This is a genomic window from Paenibacillus sp. MSJ-34 (assembly GCF_018918005.1).
In the GTDB taxonomy this organism is placed as follows: Bacteria; Bacillota; Bacilli; order Paenibacillales; family Paenibacillaceae; genus MSJ-34.
Genome location: NZ_JAHLPR010000065.1, coordinates 1 through 20,708, shown reverse-complemented (window position 1 = coordinate 20,708; position 20,708 = coordinate 1). Strand labels below are relative to the sequence as shown.

Genomic DNA, 20,708 nt, shown 5'->3' with positions numbered 1-20,708 from the left:
TGACATCAATGTTCGTCTTATAATAATTCAAAAAGGACATATGTCCTATCCAAACGGCACGAAGATATCTTTTAATAATTACAACATCTATAATAGGGAGTGCGACCATGAGAGGGATCCTATTTGCGGTTATGGCAGGATTTTTTATTACATTGCAAGGAGTAGCCAATTCCCGGATCAGTCAAGATATCGGCACATGGCAAGCGGCTACCATTACCCAGTTGACCGGATTCGTTGCCGCCTCCCTGATCTTCCTGTTCGTCCGCGACGGAAGCTGGCAAGGGTTCAAGCAAGTGAAACCGCTCTATTTAACCGGGGGCGCCTTGGCGGCGATCATTATTTACACCAATGTTACGGCGATCCATCAGGTCGGGGTTACATTAACGATATCGGCGGCGCTAATTGCCCAGTTGTGTCTGACCTTCCTCATCGACCGCAACGGCTGGTTCGGCGTCATGAAGCAAAAGATGGGGCTGCCGCAATTTATCGGCATCGGCTTAATGATCGTCGGCGTTTTGATCTTGAAGTTTTAATCATCGGCAAAGACCGAAGGCTAGAGGTGAGACCGGAACGTGAAAGTATGGAAAGACCGCGCATTGCTGGAACATTACTTGCATATCCATCGCATCGAATCCGTATTTCATGAACAGATCGTACCGCATTTATCGTTGTACGGTTTCGATCGGGGAGAACTCGTTTGCTCCCAAGGAGATCCTTCCCAATATTTGTACGTGCTCGTCAAAGGGAAGGTGAAAGTCTACACGACCTCGGCCGAAGGCAAAACTTTGATTCTCTCCTTTAAAACGCCGCTTGAAGTGGTCGGGGATATTGAATACGTCCAGGGTACCGACATTCTCAATACGATTGAAGCGGTATCGTCCGTTGTTATGATCGGAGTTCATCATCGCTGGTTGAAAAAATACGCCAAGGATTACCCGCCGCTCCTGCAATTTCTGCTGCGCATCATTACGCAAAAATTCGCGGTTAAATCCAATTCGTTGAGCTTTAATTTGATGTATCCGGTCGAAGTGCGCTTGGCAAGTTATTTATTGTCCGTCTCCTTCGACGAATCCGGCTCGCTCTTCACCGAAGAACCGAGCGCAATCCATCTCATGGATACGGCGAATTTAATCGGCACCAGCTATAGACATTTGAATCGGGTCATCCGGCAATTCTGCAAGGAAGGGTTGATCGAGCGCCACAAAGGATGCATTCTCGTGAAGGACCGGGAAGGATTAAGCGCGCTGGCCAACCATAATATTTACGAAAAATGACGGGAGAGTAAAGAGTCATGATGATAGGATTGCTATTGGCGTTTATTTCGGGCGCGCTGGTCGGATTGCAAAACATTTTCAACAATAAAGTGAACGAACGCGCCGGCTCTTGGGCGACAACCACTTTAGTACTGGGGCTCGGATTTCTGGCTTCGTTGACGATCGGTTTTATCTTTGAAGGGCAGCGTTTGTTTGTATTGCACAATATGCAGCCTTGGTTCTGGTTCAGCGGTTTGGTCGGCGTAGGCGTCGTCATTTGTCTCGTGCGGGGGATCCGGCTGCTTGGACCGACGTATGCCATCTCGATCGTTCTGACGTCGCAACTCGGCTTTGCTTTATTGTTCGACTCGCTGGGCTGGCTCGGTTTGGAGAAAGTCCCTTTTACGTTCAAACAGTTTGTCGGCGTACTGGTCATCGTCGTCGGCATTTTCGTTTTTAAATTGAAAAAACCTTACTTCTCTTTTTCCAAAGAATCCGGGGAATCCGGGTGAATGCCGTTGTCCAATTGGATATTGATTTTCTCCGCATTCGGATCGGCCGCTTTGACTTTGTTTTTCCTGTTCATTTTCGCCATAAAAGATATGACGATCGCCAATGTGAGAACAAAATAAATCGTTATGGCCCATAAGGCGGTCCCGAGTCCCGCTTGCATTCTTCCGTTATAATAAAGCAAAGCCCTCATCCCATCCACCATATACCGGGTAGGCAGAATGAAACTGAATATCCGGTGTACAACGGGCAGTGTCGATAAAGGAACCGCGCCCCCGCTCGAAAATATGCCCATAATATTCACCGGGAACATGACCAGCATTCCCCAGCCCCCGAAAAACAAGGCAAGCGATTTAAATAAGCAAAGCATCGTCAAGCAGCAAAATAAGGTGTACAAGAAAATAATCCAAATGCCGGAGGCGTGCGCGCTTCCGAAAAATCCGAATACCGCCAATTGCAAAACGACCGAGACGCATAACGCTAAAACCGCTCCGAGCATCAATTCGGACGCCAACAGCCTCGATTCGCTGACCGCAGCGCCTTGTTTCTGCAGCATCCCGTTGCCCCGCATCAAATATCCGTGAATCATATTTGCTCCCATAATTCCCGAAATCGAAGTAATAAGGATCATCATGAACGGAGTCATTCCTTTATTGAGATGGAGCGGAAGCCCCAGCACATTTTCGGCGGCTGACCGAACGGGATTTACGATTAGAGATGCATTTGCGGGAGACAGGAGCACCCTTTTTTGCCCCAATTGCTGCACAAGGCTGCCGCTAACCTCCTCAGAAACGGAAGAAGCGACGGTTTGCAGGATGCCGGTTGCAATCATCGACGCGGATTGGCCGATCCCTTCGTTCATTAACATTTGCAGCGTCGCAGGCTCCCCGCCTTCGTTCCCCGCAAGGAGCGTATCGCGAATTTGCGCGAGACGTTTCGAGTAATCCGCGGGAATGACTAGCGCCCCGTAAGCTTTATTGTTTTTTAAATCGTTCAACGCTTCCTTCCTGCTTTTCGCGTACGTCCAGTCGACGGCGCTCCCGTTTTGCTGTTCGATAAGATGCAATAAGATAATATCTCCGGCATGTCCCTCGTCTTCGTTCGCGACGATTAAAGGAACATGCGTTATATTTCGATTGTCTCCGCCAAAAACGGGCAAGTACACACTGATCATACTTAGCATGAGCAATGAAATTAACCATATGGGAAACCAGGTGGAACTTAACTGAAATAATCGTTTCACGCTTTCGTTCTCCTTGCTTGGAATTGCTTGATTTACCAATTATTATGCGTGATAGGGAGCGCGATTATGAGAAGGGGGCGAACGGGATTCAAATATTTTCGTAAAATTTTCGTAAATATTTCTTGACCAACCATATATTTCCTTGAAATAATAAATTTACTAGCAAAGATTTTCATAGATTCAGGTTTCGAAAAAAATGAAAGAAAGGGGGATCGGGGGTTATAGGCATGTTCATGCGAAGAAGCGCTGCGTGAAAATAAGAATGGATTAAAGGAGGAGAAAATAATGCGTAACTTGGTTGTCTGTATGATGCTGCTCGCCATGAGCGTCGCGTTGCTGCCGGCCGTCTCGTTCGCGTTTCCCGGCGAAGTTTCGTTGGGTGCGGGCTCTTATTCCACCGCCCTTCCGCCTGGAGCGTCCGCTCCGCAATCGCAAATCTACAAAACCGGCAACGTAACGGGCAAAATGCAAACCAACGATTGGTGGAGCAGCCTGGCATGGGTCCCGTTCTCCGAAGCCCAGTATCCGCATCCGCTCGCGGTGAAACATCAGGCCGAAGGCATGCGAATCTATTATCCGGGCAATCGGATCACATCCAATTCGGCATGCATATGCGGCTGGATGAACGATATTCACGATTTTGTCGTAGGACATTCCGCCGTCGGGACGTTCCCCGACGCCAAAGTCGACGGATTCAGCGACTGGTTCGTAAGAGCGCTCTATCAGAGCGGCGGTAATTCCATGAATGTTTCTTACGGGCACGGGTCGCCTTACGTTTATTTCACTTTTAACGGAGGGAGTCCGAAGCTTGCGTTTGCGGAAACGCCGTCCGTTTGGTCCGGCAATTCTTCCACTCCGGTACTCGGCGTGACGATTGCGGGCGCCCATTACGGCCTGTTCGGCGCCAGCGGAAGCACCTGGAGCGGAATCGGATCGAAAACGCTAACCAATAATGGCAGCGCTTACTTTTCAGTCGCCGTCCTTCCGGATGCCAGCAGCGCCACCTTGAACAAATTTGCGCAGTACGCCTACTCCCACGTGACCAATACGCAGATCAACTATTCGTACAATGCGGCGAGCGGCACCGTAACGACTACGTTTACGTACAGCACGCAGGCCAAACAAGGTACCCAAACCGGAACCCTGTTCGCGCTGTATCCGCACCAGTGGAAATATACGAGCGCACCGCTGTTGTCCTATACCTACAATACGGTCAACGGACAAATGAAAGTCGGGGAAGGCGGCTCGTTCCAAACGGCCGTGAAATTCACCGGCGTGCTCCCGTCGCTGCCGGACATGGGCACTTATAACCGGACCACGCTGCAGCAATATATCGATCAGGCCGAATCTGAAACCTATACGGGTGCGCAGGATACGTATTGGGTCGGCAAGCGGCTCGGCAAGCTTGCTTCGCTCGCCCCGATTGCGGATCAATTGGGCGACACGGCCGCGGCGAACAAATTCCGGGGCGAAATCAGGCAAACGCTGGAAAGATGGTTGAAAGCGAGCGATTCGTCCGGCAATATGAAATCGCAAAATCTGTTCTATTACGATAACAATTGGGGAACGGCGATCGGTTATCCGGACAGCTACGGGTCGGCAGCGGAACTGAACGACCATCACTTCCATTACGGCTACTTCGTCAAGGCCGCGGCGGAACTTGCGCGGGTCGACAAATCGTGGGCCGACAACTGGGGACCGATGGTCAATCTTCTCATCCGGGATATGGCGAACTGGAACCGCAGCGACACGATGTTTCCGTATATGCGCAATTTCGATCCGTATGCCGGCCATTCCTGGGCGTCGGGACATGCGAAGTTCGGAGACGGCAACAATAACGAGTCCTCTTCCGAGGGGATGAACGCCTGGGCCGGCATGATTTTGTGGGGCGAGGCGACGGGCAATACGGCGATCCGGGACGCCGGAATTTATTTGTACGCCACGGAGATGCAAGCGATCAACGAATACTGGTTCGACGTTTCCGGCAGCAACTTCCCGGCCGGCTTCACCCGATCGACGGCCAGCATGGTGTGGGGCGGCAAAACCGTCGGGGACGCCACATGGTGGACGGCGAATCCCGAGGAAGTGCACGGCATCAACTGGCTGCCGATCACGGGCGCATCGCTTTATCTTACCCATCATCCGAACTATGCGGCCGAGAATTATAACGCGCTGGTGGCGGAAAACGGCGGAACGAATTTCGATCCATGGGAGGACTTGATATACCAATACCGCGCCATATCCAACATTACGGAGGCCAAAAACTTCTGGAACGCGCGCGGAGCCGTATTGACGCCAGAGGCAGGCAATTCGAAAGCGATGGCCTACCATTGGATATACAATCTGGACGCCTTGGGCAACGCGGATCCGACCGTGACGGCGGATTATCCCATTTACGCCGTGTTCAAAAAAGGCGGCGTCAAAACGTATGTTGTCTACAACATGACAAGCCAGGCGCGAACGGTCACGTTCTCGGACGGCCATGTCGTCACGGTGCCGGCTCATAGCTTCAGTACCGGAAACGGGCAGGGGGGAGGAGACGGCGTCGAATCCGGGAAGGTGTATAAGCTGATCAATCCGAACAGCGGGAAGGCGCTCGATGTAAACGCGGCCGGGACGGCGAACGGCACGAATGTGCAGATTTGGGAAGACAACGGATCGGGCGCGCAGAAGTGGCGGGTTGTATCCAACGGGGACGGCACGTACAAGCTGGTCAACCCGAACAGCGGGAAGGCGCTTGATGTGAACAACAGCGGGACGGCGAACGGCACGAACGTGCAGATTTGGAACGACAACGGATCGGGCGCGCAGAAATGGCAGATTGTATCCAACGGGGACGGCACGTACAAGCTGATCAACCCGAACAGCGGGAAGGCGCTTGATGTGAGCGGCAGCGGGACGGCGAACGGCACGAACGTACAAATTTGGAACGACAACGGATCGGGCGCGCAGAAGTGGCGTTTTTATGAAGTGGAGGATAGCGGCGGCAGCAACGGTTCGGGACCGTTCGTGACGGCGGATTATACCGCGGGAACGACCAAGCCTTCTTCGTCGCAGGCCCGCATCTATTTCACGCCGAACGGATACGTTTCGAACTATGTGGACGTGCATTACATCTTGAACGGGGAGGGGCAGCAAAATTTCCGGATGACCGACAACCAAGGAACATGGGAGCATATCGTTAGCGGCATTTCGACCGGATCTGTATTGCAATATTGGTTCACCTACGAAAAGCAAGGTCCGCAGTACGATTCCCCTACGTATCAACATACGCAATAACGCATATTCGTTCAGGCCCGGCCGTTAGAAACGACCGGGCCTTTCGCATGCGCTTGGAAGCGCAATCGCGGTTTTTTATCGGGAAATGCTTTCTAAACGAAACATATCTTCATTGGAAAAATATGATATACTAAATATAGTATATTTGGACTAATGCATGAAAAAAGGGGACTTTATGAACCGACCGTTATACCAGCGGATTCAATATGATATTATACGGCGCATTCAATCGGGAGAACTTGCCGAAGGGGATCTGGTGCCTTCGGAAAAGGATCTTTCGCTTCAGTACGGGGTCAGTCGGATTACGGCCAAGAACGCTTTAAACGGATTGGTGGAAAGAGGTTTGTTGAGTCGATATCGAGGAAAGGGCACGTTCGTACGAACATCGCCCGAAGCGAAGCGGCGACGCACCTTTCCAACCGGTGACAATAAAACAATCGCTGTCATCTTGCCTGCTATGAAAACGAAAAACGATCAGCGATTGTTGGACGGTCTGGAGAAATATTGTACAGAAGCGCATTACAATATATTGGTGCGCATTACGCGGGAGTCTCAGGACGAAGAAGCGAGAGCAATCGAACAATTCAGGGAGACAGGTGTAGACGGGTTCATTATATTTCCGGTCGAACGGGAAAATTACAACGATGGAATACTGCGGTTGTCGTTGGATCGGGTTCCTCTTGTACTGGTTACATTCGACGACGCGGATCTGGAGGGCATACCCCATATTCGGCAACAGGAAGACGAGATCTCCAGATTGGCGGTTGAATTGCTCTCCGAACAGTTGCACGGACGCTTTGACCCCCGAAGAATTACTGTACCGATTCATTATAAACGAGCATTAGAAGAAGTATAGATGCAACGAAATGGCTGATCGATAGATTCGATCGGCCATTTCTTCTTTACAAGATGAACAAAAAGTTATAATAGTATAATTAATATAACTTATATGATATAAAAGGTTGGGTGACCTATGAAATCATTGCCGCTTTATAAGCAAATTCAGCATGACATTAAACGTCTGATCGCGCTCGGAACGCTCCGCGAAGGGGATCGGGTCCCTTCCGAAAAGGAACTGTCCGAAAAATACCGTGTTAGCCAAATCACAAGCAAAAATGCGCTGATCGGGCTAATGGAAGAAGGATTGCTTGTCCGAATTCAGGGGAAGGGCACCTTTGTCTTAAGCAGGCCGGAGAATTCGCCCGCTCACGAAAGGCTGGGGGAGTGGGCGGCTTTGCCCGGCAAAAGCGGGCGGATCGGACTGGTTGTGCCTACGATGAAGACGAAGGTCGACCAGCGTTTCCTTGATAACATTGAGAAATACGCGACCGCTTCAGGCTACGAATTAATGTTGCGGATTACCCGGGAATCCCAACAAGAGGAAGCGAACGTCATAGCATCCTTCATGAAGCAAGGCGTAGATGGAATGATCATCTTCCCCGTCGAGAATGAGACCTACAATGATTCTATCTTGCGGCTTTCATTGGAAAAGTTTCCTTTTGTCCTTATCGATCGTTACCTGAAGGAGATCAAGACTTACAGCGTCAGTTCGGACAATGCAAACGGCACGAAAGAAGCGGTTGAATATTTGCTGGAGAAAGGCCATACGTCGATAGCGCTCATCTCTCCGGAAATCACCAACACGGTAACCGACGAAAGAGCGCAAGGATTCGAACAGGCGTATATAGACCGCAAATTGTCCATCGACAAAAACTTATGGTGCCTGTTGCCGTTGGATACGATCGCTTCCGGCAAAGCCGGCGACAAGATCGGCGAATTTCTGAGGGAACGGCCGGAATTAACCGCCGTGATTACCGTCAATACGGAATTATGCCGATACTCCTACAAAGCTGCGAACGAGATGAAAAAGAGGGTGCCGGACGATCTCGAAATCGTTACGTTCGATCCTCCGGACATCCCGAATGTATTGTATATTCGCCAAAATGAAGAGGAAATGTGCCGATTGACCGTGGAGCTTCTGCTGGAGCAAATAAACGGGAAACAAGAGGCTCGAAGAGTCATTGTTCCTGTCTCTTTTGTAAAAAGCACTTCAATTTTATATTGAATTTAATATATAAAAATATAATGTTATATTTTATTATCATTGTGAAGCGCTTACATTAAATTATAAAAGAAGAGGGGATTTGCATGGAACGCAAGAGTAAGTGGACAGGTTTGATGCTGTTGGTTTTGTTGCTTGTCCTATCCGCATGCGGCAGCGGCAACGTCAAGAATGAGGCGACTCCGTCGGAAAACTCGGAGAACTCGCAGAAAACGGATCATGACGGTGGCGAAAAGCCAAAGAAAGACCCCGTTACGATTGAATTCATGGGTCATGGCAACCCGGACGAGAAAAAGATTTTCGAAAAGCTGATTTCCTCCTTCGAGGAAAAGTATGCGAACGTGACGGTTAAATACACGTCGGTTCCTCCCGGCGAGTATTCGCAGAAGTTGAAGACGCTGGTCGGCTCCGGCAAAGCTCCCGACGTATTCTATGTCGGCGGCAGCGAATTTTACCGGTTTGCGGAAGCCAAGGCGATTCTCAATATTCAATCTTATATAGATCAAACGTCGCTGTTCAATCCGGATAATATTTGGAAGCAAGCGCTGGACCGGTACCGTTACGACGGCAGCAAGCTAGGTTCAGGCGATCTTTACGCCCTTCCGAAGGATGTAGGCCCCTGGGCGTTCGTTTACAACAAAGATTTGTTCGAAAAAGCCGGCGTTCCGCTGCCTTCCGCCAAAGCGGGAGAATGGACGTGGAACGATATGTTGGAGGCCGCCAAAAAACTAACGGTCGACGAGAACGGCGACGGCAAGCCCGATCAATATGGTATAGGCGCTTACAGTTTGGAGTCTGCGGTATGGGCGAACGGCGGCGAGTATATCGATTACGAAACGGGCACGGTTATGGTCGATCAGCCGGAGTTCTACGAAGCGATGCAGTTCGTCGCTGATTTAACTTTGAAGCATAAGGTTAGTCCGAATCCGGAAGCCGAAAAAGCGATGAACGCTTATACCCGTTTCCTGAACGGCAAGCTGGCGATGTTCGCCATGGGTCCATGGGATCAACCGGCTTTCTGGGAGCTGCCGTTCGAATGGGATATCGCTGCATGGCCTGCGAGCCCGAATACGGGCAAAACAGCGACATGGCTCGGCTCGATGGGCTTCGCGATCTCGGCGAAAACCGCACATCCGCAAGAAGCGTTCGACCTGGCCGCATTTCTGTCTCTGGATGAGAGCGGCCAACGCGAAAATTATCAGCTCGGCCAGGCGGTTCCAAACCTGATTGATATGGCGAACGGCGAATTCATGGAGATGGGGAAAGCTCCTCAGAACCGCCAAGTGTTCCTGGATATCATTCAAGATTACGGGCGTCCCGACGTCCCGTCCCGTTCCAAGGATACGCAGTGGATCGATACGTTCTTGCAAAATGCAAGCAAGGTATGGAACGGTGAGATGTCAGCTAAAGATTGGACTGCGGAAATCAAGCCTAAAATGCAGGAACTGTATGACAAGGGCAATAAGTAGTGCCGCAAGGGGGGCGTCCTCCCCTCCATTTTTTTAATGACACCGCGTTTGGCGCAACGATCTTTAGGCGAAGGAGGAACCGACATGAAAACGAAGTTTGCCGGGTATCGAAAAAAGGAACTCGCTTGGTTGTATCTTTTTGTGGCTCCTCCGGTTCTCGGATTTTTGCTGTTTGGCCTCGTGCCGATTCTTTTTTCGATTTATATCAGCTTTCAAAAGTGGGATATGTTGTCGGAACCGCAGTGGACCGGATTCGACAATTACAGAGAGCTTTTTCGGGACGAGAAGGTATTCAAATCGCTTTTTAACACGGTCTATCTCATGATCGGCATTCCGATCGGTATGGCAATATCGCTTATACTGGCCATTCTTATGAACCGCCAGATCAAAGGCATCTCCTTCATGCGAACGATCTACTACCTTCCGGTGATCTCCCCGATTATCGCGGTATCTTTGCTATGGCAATGGATACTGAATCAGGATTACGGGTTGCTCAACAACTTGCTTTGGGATTGGTTCGGCATTCAGGGCCCGAATTGGCTCGGCAAGCCGGAGTGGGTTAAGCCTTCTCTCATATTGATCGGCTTGTGGAGCGGCATCGGAAGCACGATGGTGCTGTACTTGGCCGGATTGCAATCGATTTCTTCCTCGTACTATGAAGCGGCGGAAATCGACGGTGCCAGCGCATGGAAGAAGTTAACGAAGATTACCGTTCCGCTGCTCACGCCCATTCATTTCTTCGTCATCGTTATGGGCGTGATCGGGGCATTCCAGTCGTTCAGCCAAATCTATGTATTGGCCGTGGACGGAGGACCTGAATATAGCGGAGCGACGATCGTTTATTACATCTTCGAACATGCGTTCAAATATTTCAATATGGGGTACGCAAGCGCGGCTGCATGGGTGCTCGGCATTATCATATTCATCGTAACGCTCATTCAATTTAAATTATCCGACAAATGGGTGTATCAGGATTAGGGGGGAGATCTGTGAGATATCAAAAAAATGCGAATGTCTTGTCGTTCCTGATTCTCCTGGCTGGTTCGATCTTCATGATCGCTCCGTTCGTTTGGACCGTGTCGACTTCGATGAAGGACCAGAGAAACGTATTTGACATGCCGCCTAAGTGGATCCCCGATCCCTTTACTGTCAAAAATTATACGGAAGTGTGGCAAGCCTCGCCGCTGCTGAATGGCTTTATGAACAGCTTGATCATCGTAGCGGTCGTCTTGACGGTCGGACTGCTGATCTCCGCCATGTCCGCCTATGCCTTCGGCAAGTTCGATTTTCCGTTAAAGGGCGTCCTGTTCCTCGGATTGCTCGGGACGATGATGATCCCGTATTCGGTCGTCATGATTCCGCAGTATATCGGTTTTTCCCGGCTGGATTGGGTCGATACGCTGCTTCCCCTCATTGTGCCGGGGTTGTTCGGCAATATTGTCGTCATATTTTTCCTGCGGCAGTATTTGCAAGGTTCGCTTCCGAACGACCTGATCGAAGCGGCGAAGATTGACGGCTGCAGCTTCCCCCGCATCTTCTGGACGATTGCCTTGCCCATCATGAAACCGGCTCTTGCCGCTCAAGCGGCTCTTGGATTTATGGGGATCTGGAATGATTTTCTCGGACCGCTCATTTATTTGCATACTCCGGAGAAACAAACGATTCAGGTGCTCATCGCTTCGATGCAGGCATTGTACATCGGCCAGTCCAATTATCCGATGATCATGGCCGCCGCCGTCATCGCCATGGTTCCGGTCATTCTCGTCTTTTTCTTTTGCCAGCGTTATTTTATCGAGTCGCTGGCGATCAGCGGGATAAAAGGATAGCTTGCCGCCGATGGCGAAACGTACTTTTTGTCTACGCAAGATCGTGTGGTTGATCGGACTGGCGGCGGCGCTGGTTCTATCGGGATGCGATTCATACAACAAACCGGAGGAGATCGATTTGAGCGTATACGAACGTATGCATGCGAATCCTTACATGTCATTGGAACAGGAATGGGAAGACTATGGCAACGGAGATCCGTTCGTCTTGCGTCATGACGGGCGTTATTATTTGTATGTCAGCACGAAAGATTTTCGCGTCGGCATGAAAGCATGGGTGTCGGATAACCTCATCGATTGGCGATATGCCGGCCTTGTGACGGAAGATCCGATATCGACGGGGGCCTATGCGCCGGAAGTGGTTTATTGGAACGGATATTTCTATTTGTACACATCCCCGGCAGGAAAAGGGCATTATGTGTTTCGGAGCGAATCGCCGACCGGACCGTTCGAGAGAATAAGCGAAAATGTCGGGATGAGTATAGACGGTTCGGTGTTCATCGATGACGACGGCTCTTGGACGTTCACTCATGCCGGCCCGGAAGGAATCGTCGGCGTACCGATGGACGGACCGGCCTCGTTTGGATTTGGCTCGGTGATCCCCGAGACCTTCTTGGGGCACTGGACGGAAGGCTCGATGATCATCAAGCGCAATGGCACCTATTATATGACGTTTACCGGCAATCATGTCTTCAGTAAAGGGTACCGAATTCATTATGCCGTCGCGAAAGAGTCGCCGCTGGGCCCTTATAGGGTGCCTGCCAATAACCCGTTAGCCATCAGCACGAAAGCGGATTTTTTCGGTCTGGGCCATAACTCCATTGTCATGGGTCCGGATTTGGATTCATATTACCTCGTTTATCATAACCTGGTCGGCCGCTCCGCGGAAGGCCCGCCTGTCCGGCAAATGAATATCGATCGGCTCGTCTTTAACGGAGATAAAATGAATGTTCTCGGGCCGACCCATTACGATCAGCCTGTTCCGCAGTTAGCCGCCTTCGCAGGCCGGCTCGACGAAGCCATCGATCCAACCAAATGGGATGCGAGAACGGAATCCGCCGGAGGAGCGATCGTCAGCAAGGAATCGACGCATTCGCGCTATACGGCGGAATTCAATCTTCGTATGTCCCCTGGAAGCTCGCCGGATACGCGAATCGTCGCGTTGTTCGGCTATGTTGACGATGCGAACTTTGCCGGCGTCGAGATCGGCGGCGACGGGAACGGGATATCGCTGATCTCCGTATCGGACGGCGCAAGGTCGACGCTTGCCGAGGCCGAACTGCCCGCAGGCACCGATTTGACGAAGCTGCACACGATTCGCGTCGAGCTTGGGGAAGGCCGTTCGCGGATCTATTTTGACGGCGGTTTGAAAATAGAAGCGGCCGCGGATTCTTTCGGCGCCGGGAAGATCGGGTACCGTTACGAAGGAGGGGAACCTATTCTCTCTTACACGGCGTTCTCGAACCATGTGAACGGCAGCAGCGATTTCGAATCGGTGAAACCGCTCCCGGGCACGATTGAAGCGGCTCATTACCTCATGAGGGCCGACAGAGGCTATTCGGTGAAGAAGCATGCCGACTCGGCCGCATGGCGGACAACGGACGGCGTCGATATCCGGGAGGCCGGGGACGGCAGCTATTCCGTCGCGCTGCACGATAAGGGCGATTGGCTTCGGTATACGGTCAATGTCTCCGAATCGGGGACTTATGCATTCGATTTGACAGTGAAGCCTTCGCAAGAAGCTGCATCGATCGAACTGCTCGTTGACGATCGGAAAGTTGGCGTCTATCAGGTGCCAGGCATGCCGCCAACTTCGCCCGAGACGGAGTGGGCGCGAATTCGGGCAGGACGGACGGAGCTTGACAAAGGCTTGCATACGGTGGCGGTCAAGCTGCATACTGGCCGGCTCGAATGGAAGACGATGGATTTCGACCGGATAGAAGCCGAGCCGTTCCGGCAGGAGCAAGTTCTTGAGCAATCGAGTGCGGACGATGTTCACGGAATTTGGCAAAAGGGGGATGCGGGGTTCTTGGGCGCCGCCGACGCGGATTCCAAAATGTACGGAGGAAGCCCGCTTTGGTCCGATTACCGCATAGAAACGACCGTTAAACTTGGAGACGAGCCTTCCGGGCAAGCGGGCGCGTTAATTAGAGTGACGAACGAATCGGATTTCCCCCACCAGGTGAAGGACTCCCTGACGGGTTATTTCCTGGCAGTTTCCGCGAACAAGATCGAGCTATACAAACATAATTACGACTCGGTTCTGCTGCATGCAGAGAAAGTGGCGCTTCAAAGAAACGAATCGCATCGATTGCGTATCGATGCGATCGGCGGATCCATACGCGTCTATCTGGAGGATGAATCGCAGCCGGTATTGGCATACGATGATCCGGACGCTTTGATGCAGGGCAGGGTGGGAATCCGCTCGGCCTATGCGGAGCAGATCGAGCTTGGCGATCTGACCGTTGAATCCGTTCAACCTTGATTATTAGACAACAGGCAGGAGTGAGAAACCGGAATGCATATCAAAAATTATCCTAGACCTCAATTTATGCGCGAGGGATGGCTTGATCTTAACGGAGAATGGAATTTTCGCTTTGACGACGCGAATGTCGGAGAAGGGGAGAGGTGGTACGAGTCTTTCTCCGCCGAACGCAAGATCCTCGTCCCTTTTACTTACGAAACCGAAGCAAGCGGTATAGGCGAAGAATCGTTTCATCCCAACGTATGGTATCAACGAACAATGGCCATCCCCCCGGAATATTCGGGCAAAAGAGCGATTGTCCATTTCCAGGCGGTGGACTATACGGCCAAAGTATGGGCGAACGGGACATACGTCGGTCAACATCAAGGCGGATATTCCGCATTTTCCTTTGATATAACAACATACATTCAGGGCGGGTCCGAACTAAATCTCGTCGTGAAAGCGGAAGATAGCCAAAGTTGTACTCAGCCGCGAGGCAAACAGCGCTGGGTTAAGGATAACTTCGAATGCTTCTATGTCCAGACCACGGGCATTTGGCAAAGCGTATGGCTGGAATTTGTAGAGGATACTTACATCCAATCGGTGAAGATTACGCCCGACCTTGACAATTATGCCGTACGGTTCGAATATGAAACGGCAGGGGATTTATCGTCCGCCCGGTTTCAACTGGAGACGCGAATCAGTTTGAAGGGCGAATTGATGAAGCAGTTCAGAATCGCGGTCGACCGTCCTTGGTTGCAGATGGAAACGGGGTTAATTCACGAAGCGAACGGACCGTGGAAAGTGAGTATGTGGTCCCCGCAGCATCCGAATCTGTACGACGTAGAGTTTGTTTTATACCGGAACGATGAAGAAGTCGATCATGTTTTTTCGTATTTCGGCATGCGCAAAATCTCGATCGAAAATGGCAAGGTGCTGCTAAATAATGCCCCGATCTATCAAAGATTGATTCTGGATCAAGGCTATTGGCCGGAAAGCCATCTGACGCCGCCGTCGGAAGAAGCGATCGTCAAGGATATTGATTTGATTCTAGCCATGGGTTACAACGGGGTCCGCAAGCACATGAAAATTGAGGATGAACGTTTCTTATACTGGTGCGACGTCAAGGGGCTGTTGGTTTGGTCGGAAATGCCGGCAACATTCGAGTTCAATGATGCGGCCATCGGCCATTTTACCCGGGAATGGCTGGAAATTGTTCGCCAACATTACAATCACCCGAGCATTATTACCTGGGTTCCATTTAATGAATCATGGGGCGTGATGCAGATTCGAACCAATGTCAGGCAGCAGAAATTCACGGAAGGCATTTACCATTTGACCAAATCAATCGATCCGTACCGTCCCGTCATCACGAACGATGGGTGGGAGCATACGGTCTCGGATATTTTAACCTTGCATGATTACGTGGAGAGCGGCGAGGAATTCGCTGAGCGGTATATCGATAAGCAGCAGATTGTCGACAACAAGATTTCTTTTAATAAGGCGAAATTTGCCTTTGCCTCAAGCCACGAATACACCGGGCAGCCGATCATCGTAAGCGAGTTTGGCGGAATTGCATTCCGGACCGAGAAGGGCTGGGGATACGGCAATCAAGTGGCAGACGAAGAAGCCTTTACCGAGCGGTTCCGCAAGATCACCCAAGCGATACAAAGGACGGACTATATTTGCGGGTACTGTTATACGCAAGTTACCGACGTTCAGCAAGAAATGAACGGTTTGCTTACCGAGGATCGAACTCCGAAAATTCCAATCGAGCTCATTAGGGAAATTAATCTTACATCGTAAATCCAAGAAAGATTCGGAATACTGTTTTTATCGAAAAGATCGGGGGAGGAATTGTCTTGAACAACGCAATGAATCGCACCTTTCGCAATCCGATTATGACAAGCGGTGCGGATCCCTGGATGATTCGGCATGATGACGGCTATTATTATTTCATGGTGACACGCCGCGATCGCCTGGAATTGCTGAAGTCCCGGTCGATGACCGGCATCGCCGAAGGATTGCGCAAAACCGTATGGTTGCCGCCCACGGAAGGCCCGGGCAGCCGGGAATTATGGGCGCCGGAAATTCACCGCATTGGGGACAAATGGTATATCTATTTCACGGCAAGCGACGGGAGCGGTGACAGTACTCGCAGGATATACGTTTTGGAGAACGAGAGCGCGGATCCGATGGACGGCGATTGGGTGCATAAAGGCGCTGTGAATACGGAACGGCCCGGCTTGGACGGAACGGTTCTGCAGCATAACGGCAAATTATATTTCATGTATGCGGGATACGGCCATTTTCCGGAATACGGCTCCGCGATCTATGCCGCTCTTATGGCCAATCCATGGACCTTGACGGGGCCGAACGTTCTGCTGACCAAGCCGGAATATGCTTGGGAGAAGCAGGGAGGTATGGCGATTAACGAAGGCCCCTGTTTTCTCGTAAGACACGGGAAAATATTCCTTGTCTATTCGGCAAGCACAACATGGTCGGACGACTATGCTTTGGGCATGTTGAGCGCAGCGGAAGACAGCGATTTGCTTGATCCATCCTCTTGGAAGAAAAGCGAACGGCCGGTCTTCAAGAAATCTCCGGAAAATTCCGTATTCGCCCCCGGGCATAACAGTTTTACCCAATCCCCGGACGGCACCGAGGATTGGATCGTCTATCATGCCATTCCCGAATCCGAAGGGGGATCGCAGAGAAGGCAGCCAAGGATCCAACGATTCGGTTGGACGACGGACGGGGAGCCGGATTTCGGCATTCCTCTTCCTACGAATTCGGATATACCCGTTCCGTCCGGCGAAGAATGAGCCTGCATTGTTCAAAGCGTTGAAAATCGTAGAAACGGACACGTCCGCCTTCCTGGCGGGATCGTGTCCTTATTTTTGTTCAGCAGCTACACTGGCGTTGCATCGAAAAAGGTTGCGGATTCAAGTTCATGGAAGTGGCCATGCGTGATTGTGATTGGTCGGCACTTTCCGTAGCGAAGACGAATTCCTGCAATATCGCTGGCGGCTGACGACCCGTCGGGCGGGCTAACGAAACGTATACACGCTGATATGAACGAAACCTGTCAAGCCCTCTGTGACTCACTCGTTTTTGGCACACTTAAATAAAAGCCTGTCAAGCGCCTTTCTTGACGGGCGACTCCTTCTACCCATACTTTTGTAATACCCGGCATGGTCATGCCGGCCTGCCATACGGCGAGTTATGGGGGTGCAGGGGGCTTGCTCCCTGCGTTTCCTCTAAGGGGAACGGAAAGGGGGGATCGTTTTCTCAGCTCGAAGGTAAAAGCAATACGCCTTAGTTGGCATACTGATATTCGTGGATTCACACACATTCTACATACGTCTGAAGAGGTACCGCTAACTAATGTCGAGTATTTTTAGCAGACTTGCGTTCGCTATGACTCAAGCGTGACTCGCGGGTTTACTCTTCACCTTGCCTGTTTTTACCTTCGAGGTAAGAAAACAATCCTCTCCCTCTCATCGCCTCCCTTCAGAATGATTCATTTACAAAAAGAAAATAGTTGAGCTGTTATGCTATGCTACGTTTGCTTGTTTCTGTTTTTCTAATTCCCTGGCAATTGCCCACACGAATCCGGCCAGCTCTCTTGCAATAGAGGTGATAACGCATCCGCTATGTTTGCCTCTGCGCTGCAAACCTTTACATTTCTTGTACAATCGACTTTGTGCTTCCCATGCTATGGCTTGTACTCCAGGCGGTAAGTCAGGCATACGTTCTCTTAATTTTTTGCGGATACCAGGGGGATGGCGATAATGCCAAGCTGATTCTACCAATACCCGCCGCAAATGGGCATTTCCTGCTTTTGTAATGTTGCCTTGCCAGCGGCTTACCCCTGAAGAGGATTCACTGGGTACGAGCCCGCAATAACTCATAAACGAACCCGCACTCGGGAAACGGGTTATATCAAAAATTTCGGATGCCAGGGTCGCCGCAGTTATAACCGCCACCCCTTTTAGGGCTTGTAATGCTTGGATTAATGGGGCTTGCACTCCGGATTGAGCTTGACGCTCTATTTCTTTTTCATATCGTTTCATGCGTTCTTGTGTCTCCCGAATGGTCTGCCGGTATTCCTGAAATGCAGTTCGCTTGCAGTCATCGGAGAATCGCAGGGTGTCAAGCCATTCTTCGTACTTATGGGTCCAAGGCTTGGCTCCATTTGAAGGAGAAAGCTGATTTCTCAACAGGAACTTCCCTAGACGCTGTTTATGCCGATTCATATCTTCTTTAGCATCTTCCCGAGCGCGAACTAAGTCCCGTAATGCTTCATCTTCTGGAGAGGGAACGTAGACAGATGTCAACTCTCCTGCACGAAACAACTGAGCCAGGCGCAAGGCGTCTCGTCGATCTGTCTTTACCCGGTCTCCCGCCCGCTGCGGCACAAGGGATGGAGCGACAATGGTACATGCGATATTCATAGCAAGCAGCCAGCGGTACAGGACATTTCCCGTAGGCCCGGATTCGTAACAAACTTCTAGCACAACGTCTTCCGATGGACGCAGTTTCTGCATTAGCTTTCGAACCGCTTCTTCCGTGTGTTCAATAACACCCCAAAAACGGGCCTCTTGTCTTCCTTCATCAGCAATGGCAACAGCAATTTTTGCCTTAGATACGTCTAAACCAACGTATTTTGTGGAATGATTCATAGTAACCGACTCCTTTTGTTTATAGCTCTGATTTGGTAAGTCAATGGATTTTGACTTTAATTCCATTGTTTCCAAATTAACCTACGTAGAAGCAAACTGGGATGTCGGTTTCGTTCATTATAACTAATGAGGGGAAATAGGCGCTAAAACGGCCAATTTCCAATGAATAACGATGCGTACTTTCGTCAGGATGGGAATGTCTCCTTTTTGAGCCAAATAAGGATTGTCAGTTTCGTTAGCGTCTAGGTCCGCGCGGATCGCCTTCGAAATAGGGAGGGTTCCTCTTCTCTATGCGCAATAAAACCAGTTACAAATTAACGGTGGCGAATGATGAAATTGACTCCTTTCGCAGGCTTTGCAGCGGGGAAAGATGCAACTTCGGATTTGGGCAAGCCCGCAACCGGCGGCGTTCCGGCATGAATAACTTTCCTTACTGGGCCTTTCGTCGATATCCCCTTCACTCAGCGGAAGCGGTGCGTACCGATCGCCGTCTCCATGGGGATGGCCTCGGCGGTTGCAATTTGGTGGGAAGGCGGTACGCCGCTGCTTGTACTTGTTCAGCGTTCGTTCACATCGACGGATTCGTTCCCGCTTATGGCCATTCCATTTTTCGTTTTCTCAGGGACGTTAATGGAATTCGGCGGAATATCCAGACGTCTTGTCAATCTGGCCAATGCGCTTACAGGGCATTTGCCCGGAGGGCTGGGGTTAGTCACGATTGTAACTTCCATGTTCTTCGCCGCCATTTCAGGATCGTCGGCCGCGGCAACGGCTGCGTTTGGCAGTATCCTGATTCCGGCGATGATTGCCCGCGGATATCATAAGAACTTTACAGGAGCGCTTCAAGCAACGGCGGGCGAGTTAGGGGTTATTATCCCGCCAAGCATTCCGTTGATTCTATACGAGGTTGCGGCCGAAACCTCGATCGGCGATCTGTTCATGGCGGGCCTCGTACCGGGGATTATGATCGGATTGTCGCTCATGATTACCGTATATATCATCGCGCGCAGGAAAGGATACGCAAGAGAGAAGAGAAAGACGCCGGCCGAAGTATGGCAGGCTTTCAAGGAATCGTTCTGGGCGGTGCTCATGCCTGTTATTATTCTCGGAGGGATTTACGGCGGATTCTTTACCCCGACCGAGGCGGCGGGCGTTGCCGTAGCTTATGCGTTCATTGTGGGCGTATTCGTATATAAAGAGATCAAGCTTTCCAAGCTGGTCAAAATTTTAACGCAATCCACGGTTACGATTTCCGTGATCATGTTCATTATCGCAAGCGCCGGATTGTTCAGTTGGATTATGACCCGCGAAGGAATTCCGCAGGCTGTGGCCGGATTCTTCGTGAATATATCGGATAATCCTATTATCTTCCTGCTGCTTGTCAACCTGTTCCTGTTGATTGTCGGCATGTTTATGGAATCCAATGCCTCGATTATCATCTTGGCGCCGTTGCTTGCGCCGGTCGCAGCCGAATTCGGCATCGATCCTACGCACTTTGGTATTATCATGATTGTGAATCTGGCGATCGGGATGTGTACGCCGCCGCTTGGCATCAACCCGTTCATATCGGCCCAAATTGCGAAGATCCGGCTGGATCAGATCGCCAGAGGCATGCTGCCGTTTTATGCCGTACTGCTCACCGACTTGCTTCTGATTACATTTCTTCCGCAATTGTCGATGTTCTTGCCGAACTGGATTGGAGGCCGCTAGGAAGGCTAGGAAGGCATTATACCGTTATACCATATCAAATCGTATGAAAATGAAAGCATGTTAGCAAGGAGAGGGAGGACTGGATTCATGCTGTTAATGCTAACGCATAATGCCCTGAGATTGACGGTGTAAGTTGTCCTGCTATTGACGGTCAATCTGACCAGTTTCGGATATACGAGAGGGAGAATTATGATAATTCTCCCTGAATCA

General features: G+C 50.7%; 15 protein-coding genes. 13 read left to right on the top strand and 2 right to left on the bottom strand.

Going from position 1 to position 20,708, the window contains the following annotated elements; all coding sequences use genetic code 11:
* The first annotated feature begins 107 nt into the window (after positions 1-107).
* Genes KQI79_RS24665 through KQI79_RS24655 form a run of 3 tightly spaced genes read left to right on the top strand, consistent with a single transcriptional unit; the run spans position 108 to position 1,765 of the window.
* Complete coding sequence (locus KQI79_RS24665) at positions 108-533, top strand: DMT family transporter (RefSeq protein ID WP_216540975.1); 426 nt, start codon at positions 108-110, stop codon at positions 531-533.
* 39 nt (positions 534-572) lie between these two features.
* Positions 573-1,274, top strand: a complete 702-nt coding sequence (locus KQI79_RS24660; RefSeq protein ID WP_216540973.1) for a Crp/Fnr family transcriptional regulator — start codon at positions 573-575, stop codon at positions 1,272-1,274.
* A gap of 17 nt (positions 1,275-1,291) precedes the next feature.
* Positions 1,292-1,765 (top strand): DMT family transporter, encoded by a 474-nt coding sequence (locus KQI79_RS24655; RefSeq protein ID WP_216540972.1) that lies wholly within the window; start codon positions 1,292-1,294, stop codon positions 1,763-1,765.
* On the opposite strand, the gene KQI79_RS24650 is transcribed toward KQI79_RS24655, so the two are convergent.
* Positions 1,726-3,006, bottom strand: coding sequence for an ABC transporter permease (locus KQI79_RS24650; protein ID WP_216540971.1), 1,281 nt, complete (start codon positions 3,004-3,006; stop codon positions 1,726-1,728). The genes KQI79_RS24655 and KQI79_RS24650 overlap by 40 nt on opposite strands.
* Positions 3,007-3,291: 285 nt before the next feature.
* Between KQI79_RS24650 and KQI79_RS24645 the strand changes: the two genes are divergently transcribed.
* The 9 genes from KQI79_RS24645 to KQI79_RS24605 all read left to right on the top strand — a co-directional run bounded on the left by KQI79_RS24645 (position 3,292) and on the right by KQI79_RS24605 (position 16,928).
* The gene (locus KQI79_RS24645) at positions 3,292-6,285 is read left to right on the top strand and encodes a glycosyl hydrolase (RefSeq protein WP_216540970.1); all 2,994 of its coding nucleotides are present in this window, start codon (positions 3,292-3,294) and stop codon (positions 6,283-6,285) included.
* Positions 6,286-6,460: 175 nt separating this feature from the next.
* Positions 6,461-7,141, top strand: a complete 681-nt coding sequence (locus KQI79_RS24640) for a GntR family transcriptional regulator (protein ID WP_216540969.1) — start codon at positions 6,461-6,463, stop codon at positions 7,139-7,141.
* Between the two features lie 117 nt (positions 7,142-7,258).
* The gene (locus KQI79_RS24635; RefSeq protein WP_216540968.1) at positions 7,259-8,350 is read left to right on the top strand and encodes a GntR family transcriptional regulator; all 1,092 of its coding nucleotides are present in this window, start codon (positions 7,259-7,261) and stop codon (positions 8,348-8,350) included.
* Between the two features lie 83 nt (positions 8,351-8,433).
* On the top strand, positions 8,434-9,816 hold the full coding sequence (locus tag KQI79_RS24630; RefSeq protein ID WP_216540967.1) for an ABC transporter substrate-binding protein: 1,383 nt from the start codon (positions 8,434-8,436) through the stop codon (positions 9,814-9,816).
* An 84-nt stretch (positions 9,817-9,900) separates the two neighbouring features.
* Positions 9,901-10,794, top strand: a complete 894-nt coding sequence (locus KQI79_RS24625) for a carbohydrate ABC transporter permease (RefSeq protein WP_216540966.1) — start codon at positions 9,901-9,903, stop codon at positions 10,792-10,794.
* 11 nt (positions 10,795-10,805) lie between these two features.
* On the top strand, positions 10,806-11,642 hold the full coding sequence (locus KQI79_RS24620) for a carbohydrate ABC transporter permease (RefSeq protein WP_367398240.1): 837 nt from the start codon (positions 10,806-10,808) through the stop codon (positions 11,640-11,642).
* A 10-nt stretch (positions 11,643-11,652) separates the two neighbouring features.
* Positions 11,653-14,124 carry a family 43 glycosylhydrolase gene (locus KQI79_RS24615; RefSeq protein ID WP_253298393.1) on the top strand — a complete coding sequence of 824 codons (2,472 nt, stop codon included), beginning with the start codon at positions 11,653-11,655 and terminating at the stop codon, positions 14,122-14,124.
* 33 nt (positions 14,125-14,157) lie between these two features.
* Positions 14,158-15,909, top strand: coding sequence for a glycoside hydrolase family 2 protein (locus KQI79_RS24610; RefSeq protein WP_216540963.1), 1,752 nt, complete (start codon positions 14,158-14,160; stop codon positions 15,907-15,909).
* 68 nt (positions 15,910-15,977) lie between these two features.
* Complete coding sequence (locus tag KQI79_RS24605) at positions 15,978-16,928, top strand: glycoside hydrolase family 43 protein (RefSeq protein WP_216540983.1); 951 nt, start codon at positions 15,978-15,980, stop codon at positions 16,926-16,928.
* 732 nt (positions 16,929-17,660) lie between these two features.
* On the opposite strand, the gene KQI79_RS24600 is transcribed toward KQI79_RS24605, so the two are convergent.
* Positions 17,661-18,788: an IS110 family RNA-guided transposase gene (locus KQI79_RS24600; protein ID WP_216540962.1), complete on the bottom strand. Its 1,128-nt coding sequence runs from the start codon at positions 18,786-18,788 to the stop codon at positions 17,661-17,663.
* A gap of 450 nt (positions 18,789-19,238) precedes the next feature.
* Between KQI79_RS24600 and KQI79_RS24595 the strand changes: the two genes are divergently transcribed.
* On the top strand, positions 19,239-20,498 hold the full coding sequence (locus KQI79_RS24595; RefSeq protein WP_216540982.1) for a TRAP transporter large permease: 1,260 nt from the start codon (positions 19,239-19,241) through the stop codon (positions 20,496-20,498).
* The last annotated feature ends 210 nt before the right edge of the window (positions 20,499-20,708 follow it).

What these genes read in the sequence shown, in the direction of transcription:
- KQI79_RS24655 (WP_216540972.1), top strand. Translation starts at nt 1,292, where the DNA reads ATGATGATAGGATTGCTATTGGCGTTTATTTCGGGCGCGCTGGTCGGA.
- KQI79_RS24615 (WP_253298393.1), top strand. Translation starts at nt 11,653, where the DNA reads ATGGCGAAACGTACTTTTTGTCTACGCAAGATCGTGTGGTTGATCGGA.
- KQI79_RS24665 (WP_216540975.1), top strand. Translation starts at nt 108, where the DNA reads ATGAGAGGGATCCTATTTGCGGTTATGGCAGGATTTTTTATTACATTG.
- KQI79_RS24610 (WP_216540963.1), top strand. Translation starts at nt 14,158, where the DNA reads ATGCATATCAAAAATTATCCTAGACCTCAATTTATGCGCGAGGGATGG.
- KQI79_RS24645 (WP_216540970.1), top strand. Translation starts at nt 3,292, where the DNA reads ATGCGTAACTTGGTTGTCTGTATGATGCTGCTCGCCATGAGCGTCGCG.
- KQI79_RS24625 (WP_216540966.1), top strand. Translation starts at nt 9,901, where the DNA reads ATGAAAACGAAGTTTGCCGGGTATCGAAAAAAGGAACTCGCTTGGTTG.
- KQI79_RS24605 (WP_216540983.1), top strand. Translation starts at nt 15,978, where the DNA reads ATGAATCGCACCTTTCGCAATCCGATTATGACAAGCGGTGCGGATCCC.
- KQI79_RS24600 (WP_216540962.1), bottom strand. Translation starts at nt 18,788, where the DNA reads ATGAATCATTCCACAAAATACGTTGGTTTAGACGTATCTAAGGCAAAA.
- KQI79_RS24635 (WP_216540968.1), top strand. Translation starts at nt 7,259, where the DNA reads ATGAAATCATTGCCGCTTTATAAGCAAATTCAGCATGACATTAAACGT.
- KQI79_RS24640 (WP_216540969.1), top strand. Translation starts at nt 6,461, where the DNA reads ATGAACCGACCGTTATACCAGCGGATTCAATATGATATTATACGGCGC.
- KQI79_RS24630 (WP_216540967.1), top strand. Translation starts at nt 8,434, where the DNA reads ATGGAACGCAAGAGTAAGTGGACAGGTTTGATGCTGTTGGTTTTGTTG.